This window comes from Leifsonia sp. 466MF (assembly GCF_900100265.1).
Taxonomy (GTDB): domain Bacteria; phylum Actinomycetota; class Actinomycetes; order Actinomycetales; family Microbacteriaceae; genus Leifsonia.
Genome location: NZ_LT629696.1, coordinates 3,876,658 through 3,892,890 on the forward strand (window position 1 = coordinate 3,876,658; position 16,233 = coordinate 3,892,890).

Genomic DNA, 16,233 nt, shown 5'->3' on the forward strand with positions numbered 1-16,233 from the left:
CTTGTCAACAAACGCACAAATCTTGACGTGAATGTTCAGAAGTGAACAGAATGGAGCACGTGACCTCCGCCTCTCTCGCCGCCCTCGGCGTGGACGTCGGCACCACCAACACCAAGGTGGTCCTGGCGCTGCTGGGCGATTCCGTGCGCGAAGAGCGGACGCTGACCGTCCCGACGCCCGGAAACGGCGCGGGGCTCCAGGCGGTCGTGCTGGGGGCGATCCGGGAGATCGCCGCCGATAGCCCGTACCCGATCGCCGCGCTCGGCGTGGCCTCGATGGGCGAGACCGGCTGCCTGGTCGCCCCGGACGGACGCCCCCAGGGCGACCTCCTGCGCTGGGCCGACGGAGACACGGCGACCGCCGACCGCCTGGTCGCGGCCGCCGGCGCCGAGGCGTTGTACGCGGCGACCGGCGTGCCCGCCCCGGCCAAGTCGCCGCTGACGCACTGGCTGCGGCTCGCGGCAGACGGGGATGCGCGGCTCGCCGATGCGCGCTGGCGCGGCGCCGACGGACTGATCGTCGAGGCGCTCACAGGAGAGGCGGCCACGGACCACACGCTCGCCGCCCGCACCATGGCGTATCGCCTGCCCGAGCGCGGGGGCGCGCTCGCCGCATCCTTCGACCCCGAGCTGCTCGCGCTCGCCGGCGTGACCCCTGAGCGCTTCCCGCGCGTCGTCGAGCCGGGCGGTATCGCCGGGACCCTGACCGTCTCGGCCGCTGCCGCGCTTGGCCTCCCAGCCGGGCTGCCCGTGGTCGTCGCGGGCCACGACCACTCCGTCGGCGCCTGGGCCGCGGGAGTCCGCGCACCCGGCCAGGCCGCCGACTCGGTCGGCACCGCGGAAGCGCTTCTGCGGGTCGCCGACGCAGTCTCCCGCGAGGGCGCGCGCCGCCACGGGATGAGCCTCGCGCGCACCGTGGACGGCGCGCACGAGACGCTGCTGGCGGGCAATCCCACCGCCGGTGCGCTGGTGGAATGGGCGTTCGCCGAGCTGCTGCCCGGGGCCGATCGCCACGATGTGCAGGAGCAGGCGCTCGGGCTCGCGGGCGGCCCGGTCGAGGCCGTCCTGCTCCCGTACCTCCGCGGGCGTCAGTCGCCCGCGCCGGACCCCGCCGCGACGCTGCGCCTCGTCGAGCTCGCCTCCGCGGGCGACGCGGGCACCGCATCCACCGGGCTGGCCGACCCCGCCGCGACGCTGACCGCCGTGCTCGCCGGACTCGCGCTCCAGCTGGCGTGGATGGATGCGGCCCAGACCGACCTCGCCGGCCCGCGTTCCGGCGACCTCGCCGTGCTCGGCGGTCCGGGTGCGGCCAACGGTGCCTGGTGGCGGCTCAAGCAGCGTTTCGTCCCCGGCGCGTTGCGTCGCGCGGACGCTGCGGAGCCGGTCGCCACCGGCGCCGCCATGCTGGCCGCCCACCGCGTCGCCGGCCTCACGACCTCGCTGCCCCTGCGCAGCGCCGACAGCGCCGCGTCCGCGGGCGATCCAGCACTGCTGGACGCCTTCGTGCGCGCGGCCACGCTCCACGACAAGGAACACGCATGACCGACACCACCTCCCGCCCGGCGCTCGACCTCGACGCCATCGCCCGCCCCAGCGGCGGCCTCGCGATGGTCGCGATGGATCAGCGCGAGAGCCTCCGCCACATGTTCGATCTGGCGGGTGCCGGACGCCCGGCGGACGACGTGCTCATCCGGTTCAAGCTCGACGTCGCCGAGGCGCTCGGCCCGCTCGCATCCGGCTTCCTGATCGACCGGCACTACGGGTTCGAGGCCGTGCGCGACGCGCTCCCCGCTGAAACGGGCCTCATCCTCGCCGCCGACGCCCTCACGCAGGAGGACGGCGGTCCGGTCGAGGAGACCGCACTCGACGAGGTCGTCCTCGACCAGACCGATCTGGCCGGCGTCTCGGCGCTGAAGCTGCTCGTGATCTGGCGGCGCGACGCCAAGCGCGAGCAGCGCGTCCGGCTGGTCGAGCGGTTCGTCGCCGAGTGCCGCACGCGTGGCGTGCTCTCCGTGCTGGAGCCGGTCGTCCGGGCCACCCCCGAGGAGCTCGACGCCGGCACCTGGGATCTGGATGTCGCCATCCGCGAGGCGGCGGAGGAGCTGTCGCCGCTCGGCCAGAGCCTCTACAAGGTGCAGGTGCCGATGTCGGGCACCGGTGATGAAGCAGCGCAGCGGGAGGCGAGCGAGAAGCTCAACGCCTCGATCACCGGGCCGTGGGTCGTGCTCTCGCAGGGCGTCGACCGGCCGGCGTTCCTGCCCGCGGTCGAGGCGGCGTGCCGGGCCGGTGCGAGCGGCTTCCTCGCCGGACGTGCCCTGTGGAGCGACGTCGTCGGTCGCGACGACGTGCCGTCGGCTCTGCGCGAGCTGTCGGTTCCGCGTCTCGAAGCGCTCATCGAGGTCGTCGACCGCGAGGCCCGGCCGTGGCGGGAGGCATGATGATCGCGGGGCTGCTGCACACTGTCCCGGCGCTCGCGCCGACGTTCGACGCGCTCGTCGCCGGTGCCGTTCCCGGTGCCTCGCGTGAGCATGTCGTCGACGCGTGGATGCTCGAGACGGCCATCGCCGAGGGCGTCACCCCCGCCGTGCGCGAGCGCGTCGCCGGGCACCTGCGTCACCTCGCGGACTCGGGCGCGGACGCCGTGCTCGTGACCTGCTCGTCGATCGGCGAGGCCGCGGAGGAGGCGGCTGCTGCGCTCCGCATCCCCGTCATCCGCGTCGACGCCGCCATGGCCGTCGAGTCCGTCCGTCTCGCCGCCCACGCCAACAGCTCCGGAGTTTTTCGGCCTGACACGCCGTCCGAGGGCGGAAAAACTCAGGAGCTGTCGGCTGGGGGGATCGCGGTGCTCGCGACGAACACCGCGACACTCGGGCCGACCACCCGGCTGATCGAGCGGGAGGCGGCGGCGCGCGGCGTCGCGGTCGACGTCACCGCGACGGTCGTCGAGGGCGCTGCGGCCGCACGGGCCGCCGGCGACCAGGCGACCCACGACCGGCTCATCGCCGACGAGGTGCGCCGGCTCGCGGGGAGCGGAACGGCCTCCGTCCTCGTCCTCGCCCAGGCCTCCATGGCCCCGGCCGCCGAATCGGCCGGCGTCGACCTCCCCGTGCTCACCTCCCCGGCCGGCGGCGTCGCCGGCCTGCGGGAGGCCCTGACCCCGTCGGACCCGGGAACGCCGGACGCCAGCGCGAACCGGCCGGCGCCTCCCGGGTCCGGCGGTACCTCCGCCGCGGCGAGCCCGGCGGACGGGACCCCGGCGAACGGAGCCCGCGCATGACCGGCGTCGACCTGCTCGCCTACGCGGACCGCCTCGGCGGCGACCTGCCGCGGCTGCGCGCGCTGCTCGAGGGCCCGCTGCGCGACTTCGCCGGGGTGCACATCCTGCCGTTCTTCGTGCCTTTCGACGGCGCCGACGCGGGCTTCGACCCCATCGACCACGGCGCGGTCGACCCGCGCCTGGGCACCTGGGACGACGTCCGTGCCCTCGCTGCGGAGCGCGAGGTGACCGCCGACCTGATCGTCAACCACGTGTCGAGCGACTCCGCCGAGTTCGTGGACTGGCTGGCGAACGGCGAGCAGTCCGCCCACGACGGGATGTTCCTCACCTTCGACACGGTCTTCCCCGACGGCGCGACCGAGGACGGCATCACGGCGTTCTACCGCCCGCGGCCCGGCCTGCCGTTCACGGCCTACCGGATGGCCGACGGCCGCCGCCGGCTGGTGTGGACCACCTTCATGCCGACCCAGGTCGACCTGGATGTGGCCAACGACCGGGCCCGCGTGTACCTGCGCCGCATCCTCGCGACCCTGCGGTCGGGCGGCGTCACCACGGTCCGTCTCGACGCGGTCGGCTACGCGGTCAAGACGCCCGGCACCGACAGCTTCATGACCCCGGAGACGCTGGAGTTTGTCCGCGAGATCGTCGCGATGGCCCGCGATGAGGGGCTCCGCGTGCTCGTGGAGGTGCACGCCCACTACACGCAGCAGCTCGCCATCGCGCCGCTCGTCGATTACGTCTACGACTTCGCGCTCGCACCGCTGCTGCTCCACAGCCTGGGCACGGGCACCTCCGATCGCCTCGTCGAGTGGATGCGCATCCGCCCGCAGAACGCGATCACCGTGCTCGACACCCACGACGGCATCGGCATCATCGACGCCGGACCCTCCGGCGATCGGCCTGGGCTCATCGACCAGCGCGAGATGGCCGCCATCTTCGAGCGCGCCGCCGTCGCGACCGGCGGCCACTCGACCGTCGCCTCCGTCATCCCCGCGTGGATGAGCCTTCCGCACCAGATCAACGCGACCTTCTTCTCCGCCCTGGGCGCCGACGCGCGCAGCTACCTGCTCGCCCGGGCGGTGCAGCTGTGGCTGCCCGGCAAACCGCAGCTGTACTACGTCGGGCTGTTCGGCGGTCTGGATGACGTGGCGCTCTTCCAGCGCACCGGCCAGGGCCGCGACGTCAACCGTCACGTGTACACGCCCGACGAGGTGGAGGCGGCGCTCGCGAGCGAGGTGACGCGCGCGCAACTCGCGCTCGTCCGCCTGCGCTCGGCGCATCCGGCTTTCCAGGGCGAGTTCCGCTACCGTGTGGAGGCGGACGGCTCGCTCGACCTCGAGTGGGTGCTCGGCGACGAGCGCGCCACCCTCACCGTCTCGTTCGCCCCCGAACCCGAGTTCCGCATCCGCCTCGCGGGTGCCGGCGGCCAGCTCACCGCCGACTCCGTGCCCGCCCTCGCCGCTCTCTGACCCCTCTTCCCCCACCGAGGACCATGCAGACCATCCAGGACATCACCGTCACCCGCAGTGCGACCGAGGTCGTCCTCGTCGCGCCCGCGTATACGCTCGGCGTCGCGCTCACCCGACCGCGCGCGACCATCGCCGGCCCGAACGGGGAGCTCTGGAGCGATCTGTCGCTCCTCGCGAGCGTCGACCGCGTCGGCCTCCCGGACGAGTCGTCCGGCCCGACCGCGGTCACCGTGGAGGAGCAGGAGGACGGCACGGTGCGCGTCACCGTGCTCACCGATTCCAGCGCGTGGGCGACCAAGGCCGTCGTCCTGCACTGCACCCCGAGCGAGGTCCGCGCCCGCGTCGAGGTGACGACGGATGACGACGACGCCCGGATCACCGACCTGACGATCTTCGGCGGTCAGGCGGCCCTGCCGACGGGGGCGGCCGGCACGTTCCGCTCGGGCATCCGCTTCCCGTCGGTCTTCGTGCCGACGCCGACCGAGCCCATCCAGGTCGTCCGCGCCTCCAACACGCAGGCGCAGCTCGGCGTCGTCGGCGACGCCGAACCGGGCCGGCTGAACGGCATCTTCTCGCCGCCCCCGCTCGTGTTCGGCCTCGGCCGGCCGTCCATCGCACCGGACGCGCCGCACGGACCGACCGACATGCCCGTCGGCGACTGGCTCGGCGTCTCGGTGGTCGCGCCGATCTCGCAGCTGGGCTTCACGACGTTCCGCTATGACGCGATCGACGGCGGCTTCCTGTTCCGCCTCACCTACGAGGGCCACACGCGGGTCCGGGCGGGTGGATGGGTGTCCCCCGAGTTCGTGCTGCGGCCCGGCGGCGCACCGCTGAGCCTCATCCGCGACTACCGCGACGACCTGCTCGAGCGCGGCTGGGCCGAGGAGCCGAGTGCCGGCGCCGAGTGGTGGCACGAGCCGATCTTCTGCGGCTGGGGGGCGCAGTGCGCGCTCGCCGTCCGGATGAGCCACGAGGGCGAAGCGCTCGCCACCGACAACGCGGACGGCTTCGTGCTGCCGGCCGGTGCCGCCTTCGCCCCCGACCTCGCCCGCCAGTACCTCTACGACCGCTGGCTGAACCGTCTCGCCGAGCGCGACATCCACCCGGGCACCGTCGTCATCGACGACCGCTGGCAGGCCGACTACGGCACAAACACGGTCGACACCGAGAAGTGGCCGGACCTCCGCGCCTGGATCGACGCGCGGCACGCCGCCGGTCAGCGCGTCCTGCTGTGGTTCAAGGCGTGGGACCCGGCCGGCCTGCCGCCGGAGCTGACCGTGCGCGACGCGCACGGGCGCCCCGTCGCCGTCGACCCGTCGAATCCCGCCTACCTCGACGCGCTGCGCGCCCAGGTCACGCGGATGCTGTCGGCCGACGGACTCGACGCCGACGGCTTCAAGGTCGACTTCACCCAGCGCGCGCCGTCCGGTGTCACCCTCCGCACCCACCGCCACGACGTGTGGGGCATCAGCGCGCTGCACGCGATCATCGCGACCATCCACGACGCGGCAAAGGCGGCCAAGCCGGATGCGCTGGTCGTGACGCACACCGTGCATCCCTCGTTCTCCGGGGTCACCGACATGGTGCGCCTCAACGACGTGCTCGAGGACTCGGTCCACGGCGACCCGGTGCCCGTCGCCGACCAGCTGCGCTACCGCCACGACATCGCCGCGGCCGCCCTTCCCGGCCACCCGATCGACACCGACCAGTGGCCGATGCCGAACCGCGACGAGTGGCTCGCCTACTCGCGCATCCAGCCCGAGCTCGGCGTTCCGGCCCTGTACTACGTGGAGTCCATCGACAACAGCCGCGAGACGGTGACCGACGCCGACCTGGATGAGATCGCCGGTCTCTGGGGCGCCTACCGGGCGACGCGTGCGAGCCGTGCGGCCGAACCCGCCGAGAAGGAGCCATCCGCCGTATGAGCGCGTTCACCGAGGTCGCCCCGGGCGTCCACCGGTTCACGGACACGTGCAACGTGTACGTGGTGATCCCGCCGGCCGGTTCGGCCGGCGGTGCGCGTTCCGGCGCCGAGCGTGCCGGGGCCATCGCCATCGACTTCGGCTCGGGCGACGTGCTCGACCACCTCGGCGAACTCGGCCTCGAGACCCTCGACGCGGTGCTCATGACGCACCACCATCGCGACCAGGGGCAGGGCCTTCCGCGCGCGGTCGAGGCCGGCATCCCGATCTTCGTGCCTCCGGTCGAGCAGGACCTCTTCGCCCGCGTCGACGAGATGTGGTCGGCCCGCGCGCTGTACAACGACTACAACCTGCGCCAAGACCGCTTCTCCCTGCTCGCCCCGGTGCCGATCGCCGGGACCGTGCCCGAGTACCGCACCGCGCGATTCGGCGGCGTCGACGTGAAGACCGTCCCGACGCCCGGCCACACCATGGGGTCGGTCACCTACCTCGTCGACAGCGGGGATGCGCGGGTCGCCTTCACGGGCGACCTCATCTACGCGCCGGGCAAGGTGTGGTCGCTCGCGGCCACGCAGTGGTCGTACACCGAGAACGAGGGACCGGCGATGAACGTGCTCTCGTGCCTGCTGCTGCAGGAGGAGGAGCCGACCATCCTGCTCCCGTCGCACGGCGAGCCCATGCCCGAGGCCGTCGACGCACTCGACCAGCTGGCCACCCGGATGAGCGGCTACGTCGACTCGCGGCGCACCCACCCGTGGGATCTGCGCGACTGGCTGGAGCGTCCCTTCGTCCGGCTCACCGACCACCTGCTGCTCAACCGCACCGCCAACTCGTGCGTGTACGTGCTGCTCAGCGACTCCGGCGCCGCGCTGTTCATCGACTACGGCTACGACATGTCCACCGGCTGGCCCGCCGGCACCGACCGCGCCGCACGGCGGCCGTGGCTGGCGTCGATCCCGGCGCTCAAGCGCGACTTCGGGGTCACCTCGGTGGAGGTCGTGCTCGGCACCCACTACCACGACGACCACATCGCGGGGCTGAACCTGCTGCGCGACGTCGAGGGCACCGAGGTGTGGCTGCCCGAGAACGTCGCACCGATCATGGCCGACCCGATGCGCACCGACCTTCCGTGCCAGTGGTTCGAGCCCATCCCGGCCGACCGGGTGCTCGGTCTCGGCGAGACGGTGCGCTGGCAGGAGTACGAGATCGTCACGCACGAGCTGCCCGGCCACACGCTCTACGCCGCCGCGTTCGAGTTCGAGGTCGACGGCGTGCGGGTGCTCGCCACCGGCGACCAGCAGACCGCGGAGGGGCGGCTCGGGGTCCAGCGCGAGATCCTCAACTACCAGTACCGCAACCGGTTCCGGCGTGACGACTTCATCCAGAGCGCAGCGCTCTACCGTCGCGTCGCCCCCGGTCTCATGATCACCGGGCACTGGCAGGGTCGCGAGGTGGACGAGGACTACCTGCAGCTGCTGACCGAGCAGGGCGACGAGCTGGCCGCCATCCACGACGGGCTGCTGCCGGACGACGGGATGCTGCCGCCCGCCGACGGCAACCTGGTGCTGGTGGAGCCGTTCTATCAGCGCGTGTCCCCGGGCGCGGAGCTCGACTACGAGGTCGTCGTCGTGAACGCCTACGACGAGCCGCGCGAGGTGGTGGTACGGCTGGTGACGCCCGCCGGCTGGAGCGACCCGGACCCCGCGTCAGTCGTGGCGGGAGCGGGCGAGACCGTGCGGCTGCGGTTCTCCGTGCGGGCGACCGCTGACGTGCGCAAGCGTCAGCGGATCGCGGCGGACGTCACGATCGGCGCCGCCCGCTACGGACAGGCGGGGGATGCCGTGGTGGACACGGTCGTCTAACGTACCTTATATACACATATAAAGCTTGGATTCGGTACTCCTCTCCGTGTAACGTCCTGTCTACCGACCAGGAGGATGTGCATGAGGGACCGAGATCGGGTGTTGGGGTTTGCGCCGACGCGGCTGAAACGCGCGGTCGCCATGGCGTCGGCCACAATCGCGGGACTCGCGATGCTCGTCCCGATCGCCGGCGCCGAGACCCCCGCGGCAGCGTGGGAGGCGCTGCCCGCCAACGGCGTCTCCCGGTGCGAGACGCTTCCGGATACAGCGGTGTTCAGCATCGTGCTTGAGTCCGTTCCCCAGGAGTTCCAGTCCAGCCTCATCAAGGCGGCTGCCGAGTGGGATGAGTGGTCAGGGAGCACTGGAGTCGGCGTGAAGGTCGTCCCCTCCGAGTCGTCCGCGCGCCCCGGGAGCCACATCGTCCCGGTCCGCGTGTACAGCTCCATCCCCGAGGCGCCCACCGGACTCGCCGGCGCGTCCATGCGTTGCGCGGGATCGCCGTCCTGGCTGTCCGGTGGGCAGATGGCCATCAGTACGGCCCGTCTCGGCGGCAAGAGCGAGACGTACAAACGGGAGATCTTCCTTCACGAGATCGGACACCTGCTGGGCGTCGGGCACAACACCGGCCAGTGGGCGTGCGCAACCGTGATGCTGGGCACGGCGAACTACTGGTCCATGTGCGGCAACGGCGCTGGACCGTATGTCGACGATGTGGCCGCCGTCGTGGCGATCTGGAAGCCACAGCAGACGCCCAGTCTGCCCGCGGAGTCGCGGATTTTCCCGAAATCCGTCGGATCGGGTAGTCAGCTGCTGTCGAGCTATGCGTCGACCGCCGGATATCGTCGTGCCGTCTCCTTTGGAAGTCCCAATTCGCAGGGATATGCAGACTGGACCTTCGTCCCGGACAAGGGTGAGACCGTCCAAGGATGGGGCTGGTTGGTGAACTCCGCTTCCGGCCTGTGTCTGACGGAGGGCTCGAACTCTTATACGCACATGGGTTACTGCGATAATCGCGCAGCGCAGTGGATGGTCGGAGTCTTCTCCGAACGGATACACCTGGAAAGCAGGGCAACACGACGGTGTCTCTCCACCGAGGGCGGGTACGCCCGATTGGCTCTCTCGTGTGGCGACAGCTCCACGCATCTCAAAGCGGAGAAGTCATCTACGGCGCGCGCGAAGCGCTCGATCCCCGACGTGCTCAATCCCGCTGACGCCATCGTCGGCTGGGGCTCGAAGCGGTGCGTCACGGTCACGGGTGGCGCGCGGACCGCGGGCGCGGGGCTCTCGATCCGGACCTGCGACGGGTCGGTAGAACAGAAGTGGATGTTCCATCCACTCTCCGGCGGCGGGTACCTCCTCGGTGTGTACCCGCAGTTCGTCGACAACCCCGTCGATGAGCCATCCCCCGAGTTGTGTGCGCAGGGCTCGGGCGGAACGGTCTCGCTTGCGCCCTGCGATCTCGTGGCGACCCAGATCTGGAGGCTGCCTGCGAACGGGACCATTCTCAACCAGTGGACGGGAACCTGCCTCAACGTGAGCGGGGCTGCGACGGGCGATGGCGCGCCTCTGATCCTGTACTCGTGCGGCACGGCTCCGAACGCGGCGTGGAGTGTTCCCGAGGCCCTCCGCACGACGGCCATCTCCCTCGCGTCGGTCGCGATGACGACGGGTGGGGTGCTGGGAACCGCCCCAGCACCCGCCGGCGACCCTGACCAGCGGGTGAGAGGCGTCCTGACCCGCACCTCTACGGAAGCGGCCAAATGGGGATACGTCGAGGTCGAGGGCACCGGCGGCGGTGTCGTCCAGAACCTCGAATCCGGCATGTGTCTGCGGTGGCGAGGAAAGGGCGCGCAGGTCGGGCTGGATCAGGCGTGCGACGGCGCCGACTCGAGCTACCGGTGGGGGCCGACGGTCACGGCGACCGGTGCCTGGACCCTGCAGAGCCAATACACCGGCGAATGCCTCGACCTTCTGGGCGGCTCCTCGACCGAGGGCGCGGCCATCGGAACCTACGCGTGCACCGGTGGGACGAACCAGCTCTGGCGCGCGGTGCCGTACGCACCGCTGCCTGTCGCGCCATGATGGGCTCCCCGTGGCCCGCAGTCCTCGACACCTCGGTGCCGCTCCGCTAGCCTGCGGGCGTGGAACGCATCCCCCTGTATCGCGAATGGCACGGCGACCCGGACTCGCCGCATCCACCCCTCCTGCTGATCCACGGCGGCGGTTCCACGATCGAGTCGAACTGGGGGATGCTGCTGCCGCTGCTCGCGCCGACGCGATCGGTGCTCGCGGTCGAGCTGCAGGGGCACGGCCGCACCACCTCGGGTGACCGTCCGGCGAGCTTCGAAGGCTCGGCGGATGACGTCGCGGCCGTGCTGGACGAGCTCCGGCTGGGCCCAGTGGATGTGCTGGGCTTCAGCAACGGCGGCCAGGTCGCTCTGCAGCTGGCGGCGCGGCATCCGTCCGCGGTGCGGCGGCTGATCGCGGCTTCGGCCCCGGTGCGTCGCGCCGGGATGGTGGACGGCTTCTGGGACGGGCTCGCCGCCGGGACGTTCGACGACCTGCCCGCGCCGTACCGGGAGGCCGACCTCGCGGTCAGCCGCGACCCGGAGCACGCGCGGCGGATGTTCGACCTCGACCGCGAGCTGATGCTCGGGTTCCAGGACTTCCCCGACGACCTGCTCGCCTCCGTGTCGGCGCCCACGCTCGTGGTCGGCGCGGATCGTGACGTGGTCCGGGCGGAACACTTTGTCGAGCTGGCGTCGCTGCTGCCGGACGCGCGCCTCCTCATCGTCCCCGGCGTCCACGGCGACTACCTGGGCGAGCGCCTCGCCGCCGCGGGCGACCCGGGCCCGCTCCGCCGCACGCTGCCGCACCTCCTCGCCTTCCTCGACGCCGCCTGACCTCGCGGGGCGTTCCGTCTCTCGCCCCTCTCCGGCCCCCGTCGAGTACGCACAAATTGCACGCCCGCGGTGCTCGGGGCGTGCAATTTGTGCGTACTCGACGGGGGGCGGGGATTGGGAGGGGTGCGGATCAGCGGGTGACGTCGGCGGCGAGGAGGTCGTCGATCTGGGAGACGGCCTCGCGCATACCCTCCTCCATGCCCATGGCGACCATCTCGTCCAGCTGCTTCGTGCTGGCGAACTGGGTGAGCTGCGTCATACGGGTGCGGCCGTCGCGCTCCTCGAGCGTCGTCGTCATCCGGACGGGCTCCCCGGGCGCCGGGTTGCCGTCGTCGTCGGCGAAGCCGTCGTCGAGCGAGATCCGAACCGGAGGCTCGATCTCGACGAACCGCCACCAGCCATGGGCTTTCGTGCCGTCAGGCCCGGTCATGTAGTAGGACGCCCGTCCCGCCGGCTCGAACTCGAACACGTCGAACGTGGCCGGCCAGGTCGGCGGTCCCCACCACCGCTCCAGCTGGCGCGGGTCGGACCACAGCTGCCACACGCGCTCCGGCGGCGCGTCGTACTCGGTGACGAACGTGAGCGTCAGCGCATCCACGTCCTTGTTCGATTCGATGAAGGTCATCGCTCGTTCCTCTCTGGTTCGGTGGTGCTCAGCGTGGTTCGGGCCTCCTCGGCGAGGATGCCGTCGATGGCGCGATCGCGACGGCGCCAGATCTCCTCGTAGGCGTCGAGCAGCCGGGATGCCCGCCGGATCGTCTCCGGGTCGCCCGACACGACGCGCTCGCGTCCGCGGGTCCGCTTGCGGACGAGTCCCGCCCGCTCGAGCACGGCGACGTGCTTCTGCACGGCGGCGAAGCTCATGTCGTACCGCCGGGCGAGTTCGCTCACCGAGTGCTCCCCCTGCAGCGACCGCGCGACGATATCCCGTCGGGTCGCATCCGCCAGTGCCTGGAAGATGCGATCGACCTCAGCATCCGTCAACTCATCTACAACCATTTGGTTGTACGTTACGCGCTGCGCCGTGTGCCCGCAATCCCTGAATTGTCAGTTCTCGAGCCGCACTGCACAAACTGGTCACCTTGCACTTGGCATGTGGCGCGTTGCATCCAGTGCAAGTGGGGACCGTTGGCGGAACGTGTCCACGCCCACAAGGGCGGTCGCCACACCGCGGTCCGCCGCCGCTCCCACACCGCAGTCAGTGACGTACTGAACGACCTCGGCAACGTGATCGCCATCACGACATTCGTCTCGGGGGTCGACTCACTGCGGTTCACCGCACCGCAGCCGCCTAGCTCTGGTGCCGCACCGCTGACTATCGTCGCGCATGTGAGGGACATCGACGGGCTCGAAGAGTTCGGGGGACTCGCACGCTGGCGCGATGTCGAGCTGCGCTTCCCCGGCGGCCGCACCGAACCATACCGGGTGATGGAGATGGACGGTCGTCTCCCGCGGGAACTGGAAGCGCCCGCTCAATGCGTCAAAAACCATGTACGAGAGGTTCGTGCTTGCCGGCCAGCACGCGGTCGTTTACGACTGGTGCGGCATCGAAGCGCGATAGAAGCAGCGAAGCCACCACGCCAGGCGCGCCGTTCTAGAAAATGAAGGTTTGCTATATCTGGTATGATGGCTGACGGCGATATTTTACCCAAGGTGGGTAAGGCTTTCGTTGGCCCAGTTTTTGCGAGAAACTTCTATCAAGCTTACAAGTGAGATAGCGGGATGTCAAATGTCATCCGGGGGTCGGGAGCAGCTAGGTCGCCAGACAGGGAGTCACGAAAGTGGCAAAGAACAGCAAGCAGACCAGCTCGAAGGCCGCCACGGCCGCCAGCAAGGTTCTGAGCAACCCGCGCTCGACCAAGGCCGAGAAGACGGCCGCCGCGAGTGCGCTCGCCCAGAAGGGCAAGGGCAGGAAGTAACACCCGACCGCCTGGGATCATCATTGAGTGGTCCCAGGCGGCCTGTCCAGCGGGGTACCGACATCCTGTGGCGGTGGTTGAACGTCACGAACCCCGGGATCCCGTGGCCCCCGACGAGTTCGTAGCAGGAGGTTTTGCCGTTCTCCTCGATGTGCTCGTAGTTGTAGTGGATGTTCGGCGGCTGATGGCCATGATGGGTACTGGTACACGCCAATACAGACACCGGCGCTGCCCTCTCATCCGGGCTTGGGATCGAATGGGGGCAGCACTTGGCCGCCCCTGGGACTCCTCCATGTGAAGGCGGCTCAGCACCTCGATGAGGACGGCCCCGGAGCCGGGAACCAGGGCGACGAACGCCATCTCTGGGTCTCCTGCGCTAAGCGAGGTCATGTTTCATCGACCCGCGTTCACCTAACACGGGTGCGACATGGATCGTCCGACGCCTCAATTGCCCGTGCGAACAAAGAGCACTCCCTCGGGAGAGACCAGAACTCCGAACTCCGGATCCGCGGCAAGGGGGGAGCGATTTTGTTCGCTTTCGAAGACCCGAGTGTTCGCGCGATCGACGCGGACCGCTCTAGCTACCTCGGGAGCGAGCTTTCCGAACGTGCGCACTACGACGTCGGCGAGAGAAATCAGATCAGGGCGTCGCGTGACAAGCCCTTCATTAATCGATGCCGCTAGCAAGTCGCTGGCTTTCATCAATTGGCCGCCATTGGCCAGTGTCCGTGCCTGGACCATCGACAGGGTCGAAAGCACGTTCAACGCGTCATCGTCACGATGGAGGCCTGGTAGAAGCGCTCGTTTATGTTGATACGACGAGAGGATCGAATAGACGTCTTCGTACTGGCTAGTGAAGACCGCGATGCGCCATAACTCATCATCGGAGTCCTGGAGGGATATTGCGAAGGCCTGGAAAGCCGGCGGATCGTACTCCCAGCCTTCTAAGGCCTCCAGCTCCGCACGCGCCTTCTTGTCGTCGGACGCATTGATCTGGAAGGTGTCGAGTGCCCGCGCCGTCATCCACGTCTCGGATGGCCGGGCTTCCAGCAGGGCGAACTCGGTCTCGCCTTGCGCGAAATGATCATAGATTGCGCAGACGATTCGCCGTAGTCGCGGCTCGAGGGCGTCCTGTTGGAGTCCCGGAACCAAGGGCTCCAAGAGTGGGGTCGATTGTTCTATCCGCGATATCGCGTCGAATATGTCTACCGCGGTGGCCGTAACAGGCGTTCCGTGCTTGTCATCATTGTTGGTCTTTCGAATCAGGTGGAGATCCGGGGCGGCCGCCCAGCCTAGGGCCGCGAGATCCTCGGTCTGGTAATACAGGTACGTGTTCGTCCATGTATGGCCGCTCATCACAAGAGTGGATTCCCAGAGTGCGCACAAATCACGAGCAGCTTCGCCGACGTCCGACCGGCGGTATCCCGATGCCATCTTCTCTTCAAGCTCCCGACGGATGTCGCCGGTCCTTGTCTGCAGTTTTTCGAGCAGATTCAAGCTGTCTCCTTGGAAGAAGGCATCGGTGGGCTCGCTGATCCAGTGGAACGAGCGATCGAGCGTTCCGTACGCGTGACGCGTTCTCGCATGTGCGAGCGGTTGCGTATGAGCCTAAGGACTCCGACGCGGTGAGCCGAACTTTCGGCCGGCCCGCCGTGTCGACCTGTGCTGGCCACACTACGAGGCCGCCTAAGAAAGCGAGGTACCGAAGCGGGGCGCCTTTGCTAAGCGTGCCGGCGCTGACTGCAAATTGACGGGCTGATGGAGGCGGTCTAGATTTCTCGCTGACCGTCCTAGGCGGCGCCCGGATTCAGCGCAGCCGTGTGGCGGCGATTCCGCCGTCGACATCCAGCGTCGCCCCGTGTACGAGGGCGGCGTCGTGGTTCCCTGCAAGAGACCGAATCTTCACCGCAATAACCCCCCAATTGAATGTTGATGAGCCTTACGCATCATTCACAAAATGGGGGTAGACCACCCTTGTATCCCCAGGTCGGATCCTGAAGGATACGCGCTTGCTCATTGTGGTCTCGCTGGGCACACCTGTGGCGGTGAAACCCACCATCTGTGGCCGAGATCGGCCCGCTCGTCCGACACGCAAACCGTCAGTTGTCAATCAAGATCGAACAATGCCACCTGGTCCGAGGCTGATGGCTTCCTGCGCGCCCGAGGCCCGACTGAAGTGGCCTCTGAGTCGGGCGCGGCGTCGTCGCCCCGTGACACGATGACCTCGAAGTCTGTGACTCCCGTCTCCTCGAGGAGTTGCAAGGCGCGAATCAACACCGCATCTGACCCCATACGGGCGCGGGGCGCCGTCTCGGACGCGCCCCACTGGGGCATCTCCGCTTTCGTGTATACGACGTCGAGGAGGAGTTCGCCTCTCCACCACGCGAGTATCGACTGCTCAAGCGAGTAGGCGTCGTCTCCAGTGGGCACCTGTATTCGCCACATCTCTTCCCACCCGTAACGTCGGTGCTCGTCGAGTCGTTTGGCGGAACGAGCCGCTATTCCAACCTTTACGGCGCGAACATCGGCCACGAGGTACAAGATCGCCGGACCCGCAAACGGAAATGAGGAGATGCAATAACGGCAGACACCCTTTCCAGCGCGAACGTTCGAGAGCGTCGGCGAGACTTCGCGGCCGCATCTGTGACGCGACCGCCACGGCTTCGCGCTTCCCGGATACGGTTCCAACGGTGTGAGGTCGTGGGCCGCCATAATCGCGCGAGCTTGAGGCTCCGGCATGATTAGCCGCTGGCTCGCCTTTTCCCAAGCGCACGGACTGCAGCCTCCCTGCCCGCGCTTGATGTTGGTCCAAGTCGGGGACACGATCCGGCCGCATGCAAGGTGCCGGCATTTCCATGGCGTGTCGACTCCGGGGAATGCCT

14 protein-coding genes are annotated in these 16,233 nt (G+C 69.3%); 10 read left to right on the forward strand and 4 right to left on the reverse strand.

Annotated elements, in window-relative coordinates; genetic code table 11:
- The first annotated feature begins 50 nt into the window (after nt 1-50).
- The 8 genes from BLR91_RS18625 to BLR91_RS18660 all read left to right on the forward strand — a co-directional run bounded on the left by BLR91_RS18625 (nt 51) and on the right by BLR91_RS18660 (nt 11,432).
- A complete protein-coding gene (locus BLR91_RS18625) occupies nt 51-1,541 on the forward strand; it encodes an FGGY family carbohydrate kinase (protein WP_089879175.1) in 1,491 nt (496 codons plus the stop codon).
- Nucleotides 1,538-2,437: a hypothetical protein gene (locus BLR91_RS18630; RefSeq protein ID WP_089879173.1), complete on the forward strand. Its 900-nt coding sequence runs from the start codon at nt 1,538-1,540 to the stop codon at nt 2,435-2,437. The genes BLR91_RS18625 and BLR91_RS18630 overlap by 4 nt, the downstream gene beginning before the upstream one ends.
- Nucleotides 2,434-3,276 carry a hypothetical protein gene (locus tag BLR91_RS18635; protein WP_231918989.1) on the forward strand — a complete coding sequence of 281 codons (843 nt, stop codon included), beginning with the start codon at nt 2,434-2,436 and terminating at the stop codon, nt 3,274-3,276. Before BLR91_RS18630 ends, BLR91_RS18635 begins: the two co-directional genes overlap by 4 nt.
- Nucleotides 3,273-4,745: a sucrose phosphorylase gene (gene gtfA / locus BLR91_RS18640; RefSeq protein WP_089879166.1), complete on the forward strand. Its 1,473-nt coding sequence runs from the start codon at nt 3,273-3,275 to the stop codon at nt 4,743-4,745. The genes BLR91_RS18635 and gtfA overlap by 4 nt, the downstream gene beginning before the upstream one ends.
- Nucleotides 4,746-4,768: 23 nt before the next feature.
- The gene (locus BLR91_RS18645) at nt 4,769-6,670 is read left to right on the forward strand and encodes a hypothetical protein (RefSeq protein ID WP_089879164.1); all 1,902 of its coding nucleotides are present in this window, start codon (nt 4,769-4,771) and stop codon (nt 6,668-6,670) included.
- Nucleotides 6,667-8,529 carry an MBL fold metallo-hydrolase gene (locus BLR91_RS18650; protein WP_089879161.1) on the forward strand — a complete coding sequence of 621 codons (1,863 nt, stop codon included), beginning with the start codon at nt 6,667-6,669 and terminating at the stop codon, nt 8,527-8,529. Before BLR91_RS18645 ends, BLR91_RS18650 begins: the two co-directional genes overlap by 4 nt.
- Before the next feature lie 141 nt (nt 8,530-8,670).
- Nucleotides 8,671-10,611, forward strand: a complete 1,941-nt coding sequence (locus BLR91_RS18655; protein WP_172823237.1) for an RICIN domain-containing protein — start codon at nt 8,671-8,673, stop codon at nt 10,609-10,611.
- A gap of 59 nt (nt 10,612-10,670) precedes the next feature.
- The gene (locus BLR91_RS18660; protein ID WP_089879154.1) at nt 10,671-11,432 is read left to right on the forward strand and encodes an alpha/beta fold hydrolase; all 762 of its coding nucleotides are present in this window, start codon (nt 10,671-10,673) and stop codon (nt 11,430-11,432) included.
- A 130-nt stretch (nt 11,433-11,562) separates the two neighbouring features.
- On the opposite strand, the gene BLR91_RS18665 is transcribed toward BLR91_RS18660, so the two are convergent.
- Both BLR91_RS18665 and BLR91_RS18670 read right to left on the reverse strand, forming a co-directional pair.
- Entirely contained in the window at nt 11,563-12,057 is a 495-nt protein-coding gene (locus BLR91_RS18665) for an SRPBCC family protein (protein ID WP_089879150.1), read from the reverse strand.
- Nucleotides 12,054-12,431, reverse strand: coding sequence for an ArsR/SmtB family transcription factor (locus BLR91_RS18670; protein WP_051087313.1), 378 nt, complete (start codon nt 12,429-12,431; stop codon nt 12,054-12,056). Before BLR91_RS18670 ends, BLR91_RS18665 begins: the two co-directional genes overlap by 4 nt.
- On the opposite strand from BLR91_RS18670, the gene BLR91_RS20225 reads away from it, so the two are divergent.
- Together BLR91_RS20225 and BLR91_RS20230 are read left to right on the forward strand one after the other, a co-directional pair.
- Entirely contained in the window at nt 12,327-13,037 is a 711-nt protein-coding gene (locus BLR91_RS20225; RefSeq protein WP_172823174.1) for a hypothetical protein, read from the forward strand. The genes BLR91_RS18670 and BLR91_RS20225 overlap by 105 nt on opposite strands.
- Nucleotides 13,038-13,213: 176 nt before the next feature.
- Nucleotides 13,214-13,351: a hypothetical protein gene (locus tag BLR91_RS20230; RefSeq protein ID WP_172823238.1), complete on the forward strand. Its 138-nt coding sequence runs from the start codon at nt 13,214-13,216 to the stop codon at nt 13,349-13,351.
- A gap of 444 nt (nt 13,352-13,795) precedes the next feature.
- Here BLR91_RS20230 and BLR91_RS18680 read toward each other — a convergent pair whose 3' ends face one another.
- Together BLR91_RS18680 and BLR91_RS18685 are read right to left on the reverse strand one after the other, a co-directional pair.
- Nucleotides 13,796-14,848: a hypothetical protein gene (locus BLR91_RS18680; protein ID WP_089938103.1), complete on the reverse strand. Its 1,053-nt coding sequence runs from the start codon at nt 14,846-14,848 to the stop codon at nt 13,796-13,798.
- A gap of 609 nt (nt 14,849-15,457) precedes the next feature.
- Entirely contained in the window at nt 15,458-15,883 is a 426-nt protein-coding gene (locus BLR91_RS18685; RefSeq protein WP_157694610.1) for a hypothetical protein, read from the reverse strand.
- Between the last annotated feature and the right edge of the window lie 350 nt (nt 15,884-16,233).

Coding starts and splice junctions, on each gene's coding strand:
- BLR91_RS18670 (WP_051087313.1), bottom strand. CDS start 12,431: ATGGTTGTAGATGAGTTGACGGATGCTGAGGTCGATCGCATCTTCCAG.
- BLR91_RS18635 (WP_231918989.1), top strand. CDS start 2,434: ATGATGATCGCGGGGCTGCTGCACACTGTCCCGGCGCTCGCGCCGACG.
- BLR91_RS18665 (WP_089879150.1), bottom strand. CDS start 12,057: ATGACCTTCATCGAATCGAACAAGGACGTGGATGCGCTGACGCTCACG.
- BLR91_RS18625 (WP_089879175.1), top strand. CDS start 51: ATGGAGCACGTGACCTCCGCCTCTCTCGCCGCCCTCGGCGTGGACGTC.
- BLR91_RS18650 (WP_089879161.1), top strand. CDS start 6,667: ATGAGCGCGTTCACCGAGGTCGCCCCGGGCGTCCACCGGTTCACGGAC.
- BLR91_RS18655 (WP_172823237.1), top strand. CDS start 8,671: ATGGCGTCGGCCACAATCGCGGGACTCGCGATGCTCGTCCCGATCGCC.
- gtfA (WP_089879166.1), top strand. CDS start 3,273: ATGACCGGCGTCGACCTGCTCGCCTACGCGGACCGCCTCGGCGGCGAC.
- BLR91_RS18645 (WP_089879164.1), top strand. CDS start 4,769: ATGCAGACCATCCAGGACATCACCGTCACCCGCAGTGCGACCGAGGTC.
- BLR91_RS18630 (WP_089879173.1), top strand. CDS start 1,538: ATGACCGACACCACCTCCCGCCCGGCGCTCGACCTCGACGCCATCGCC.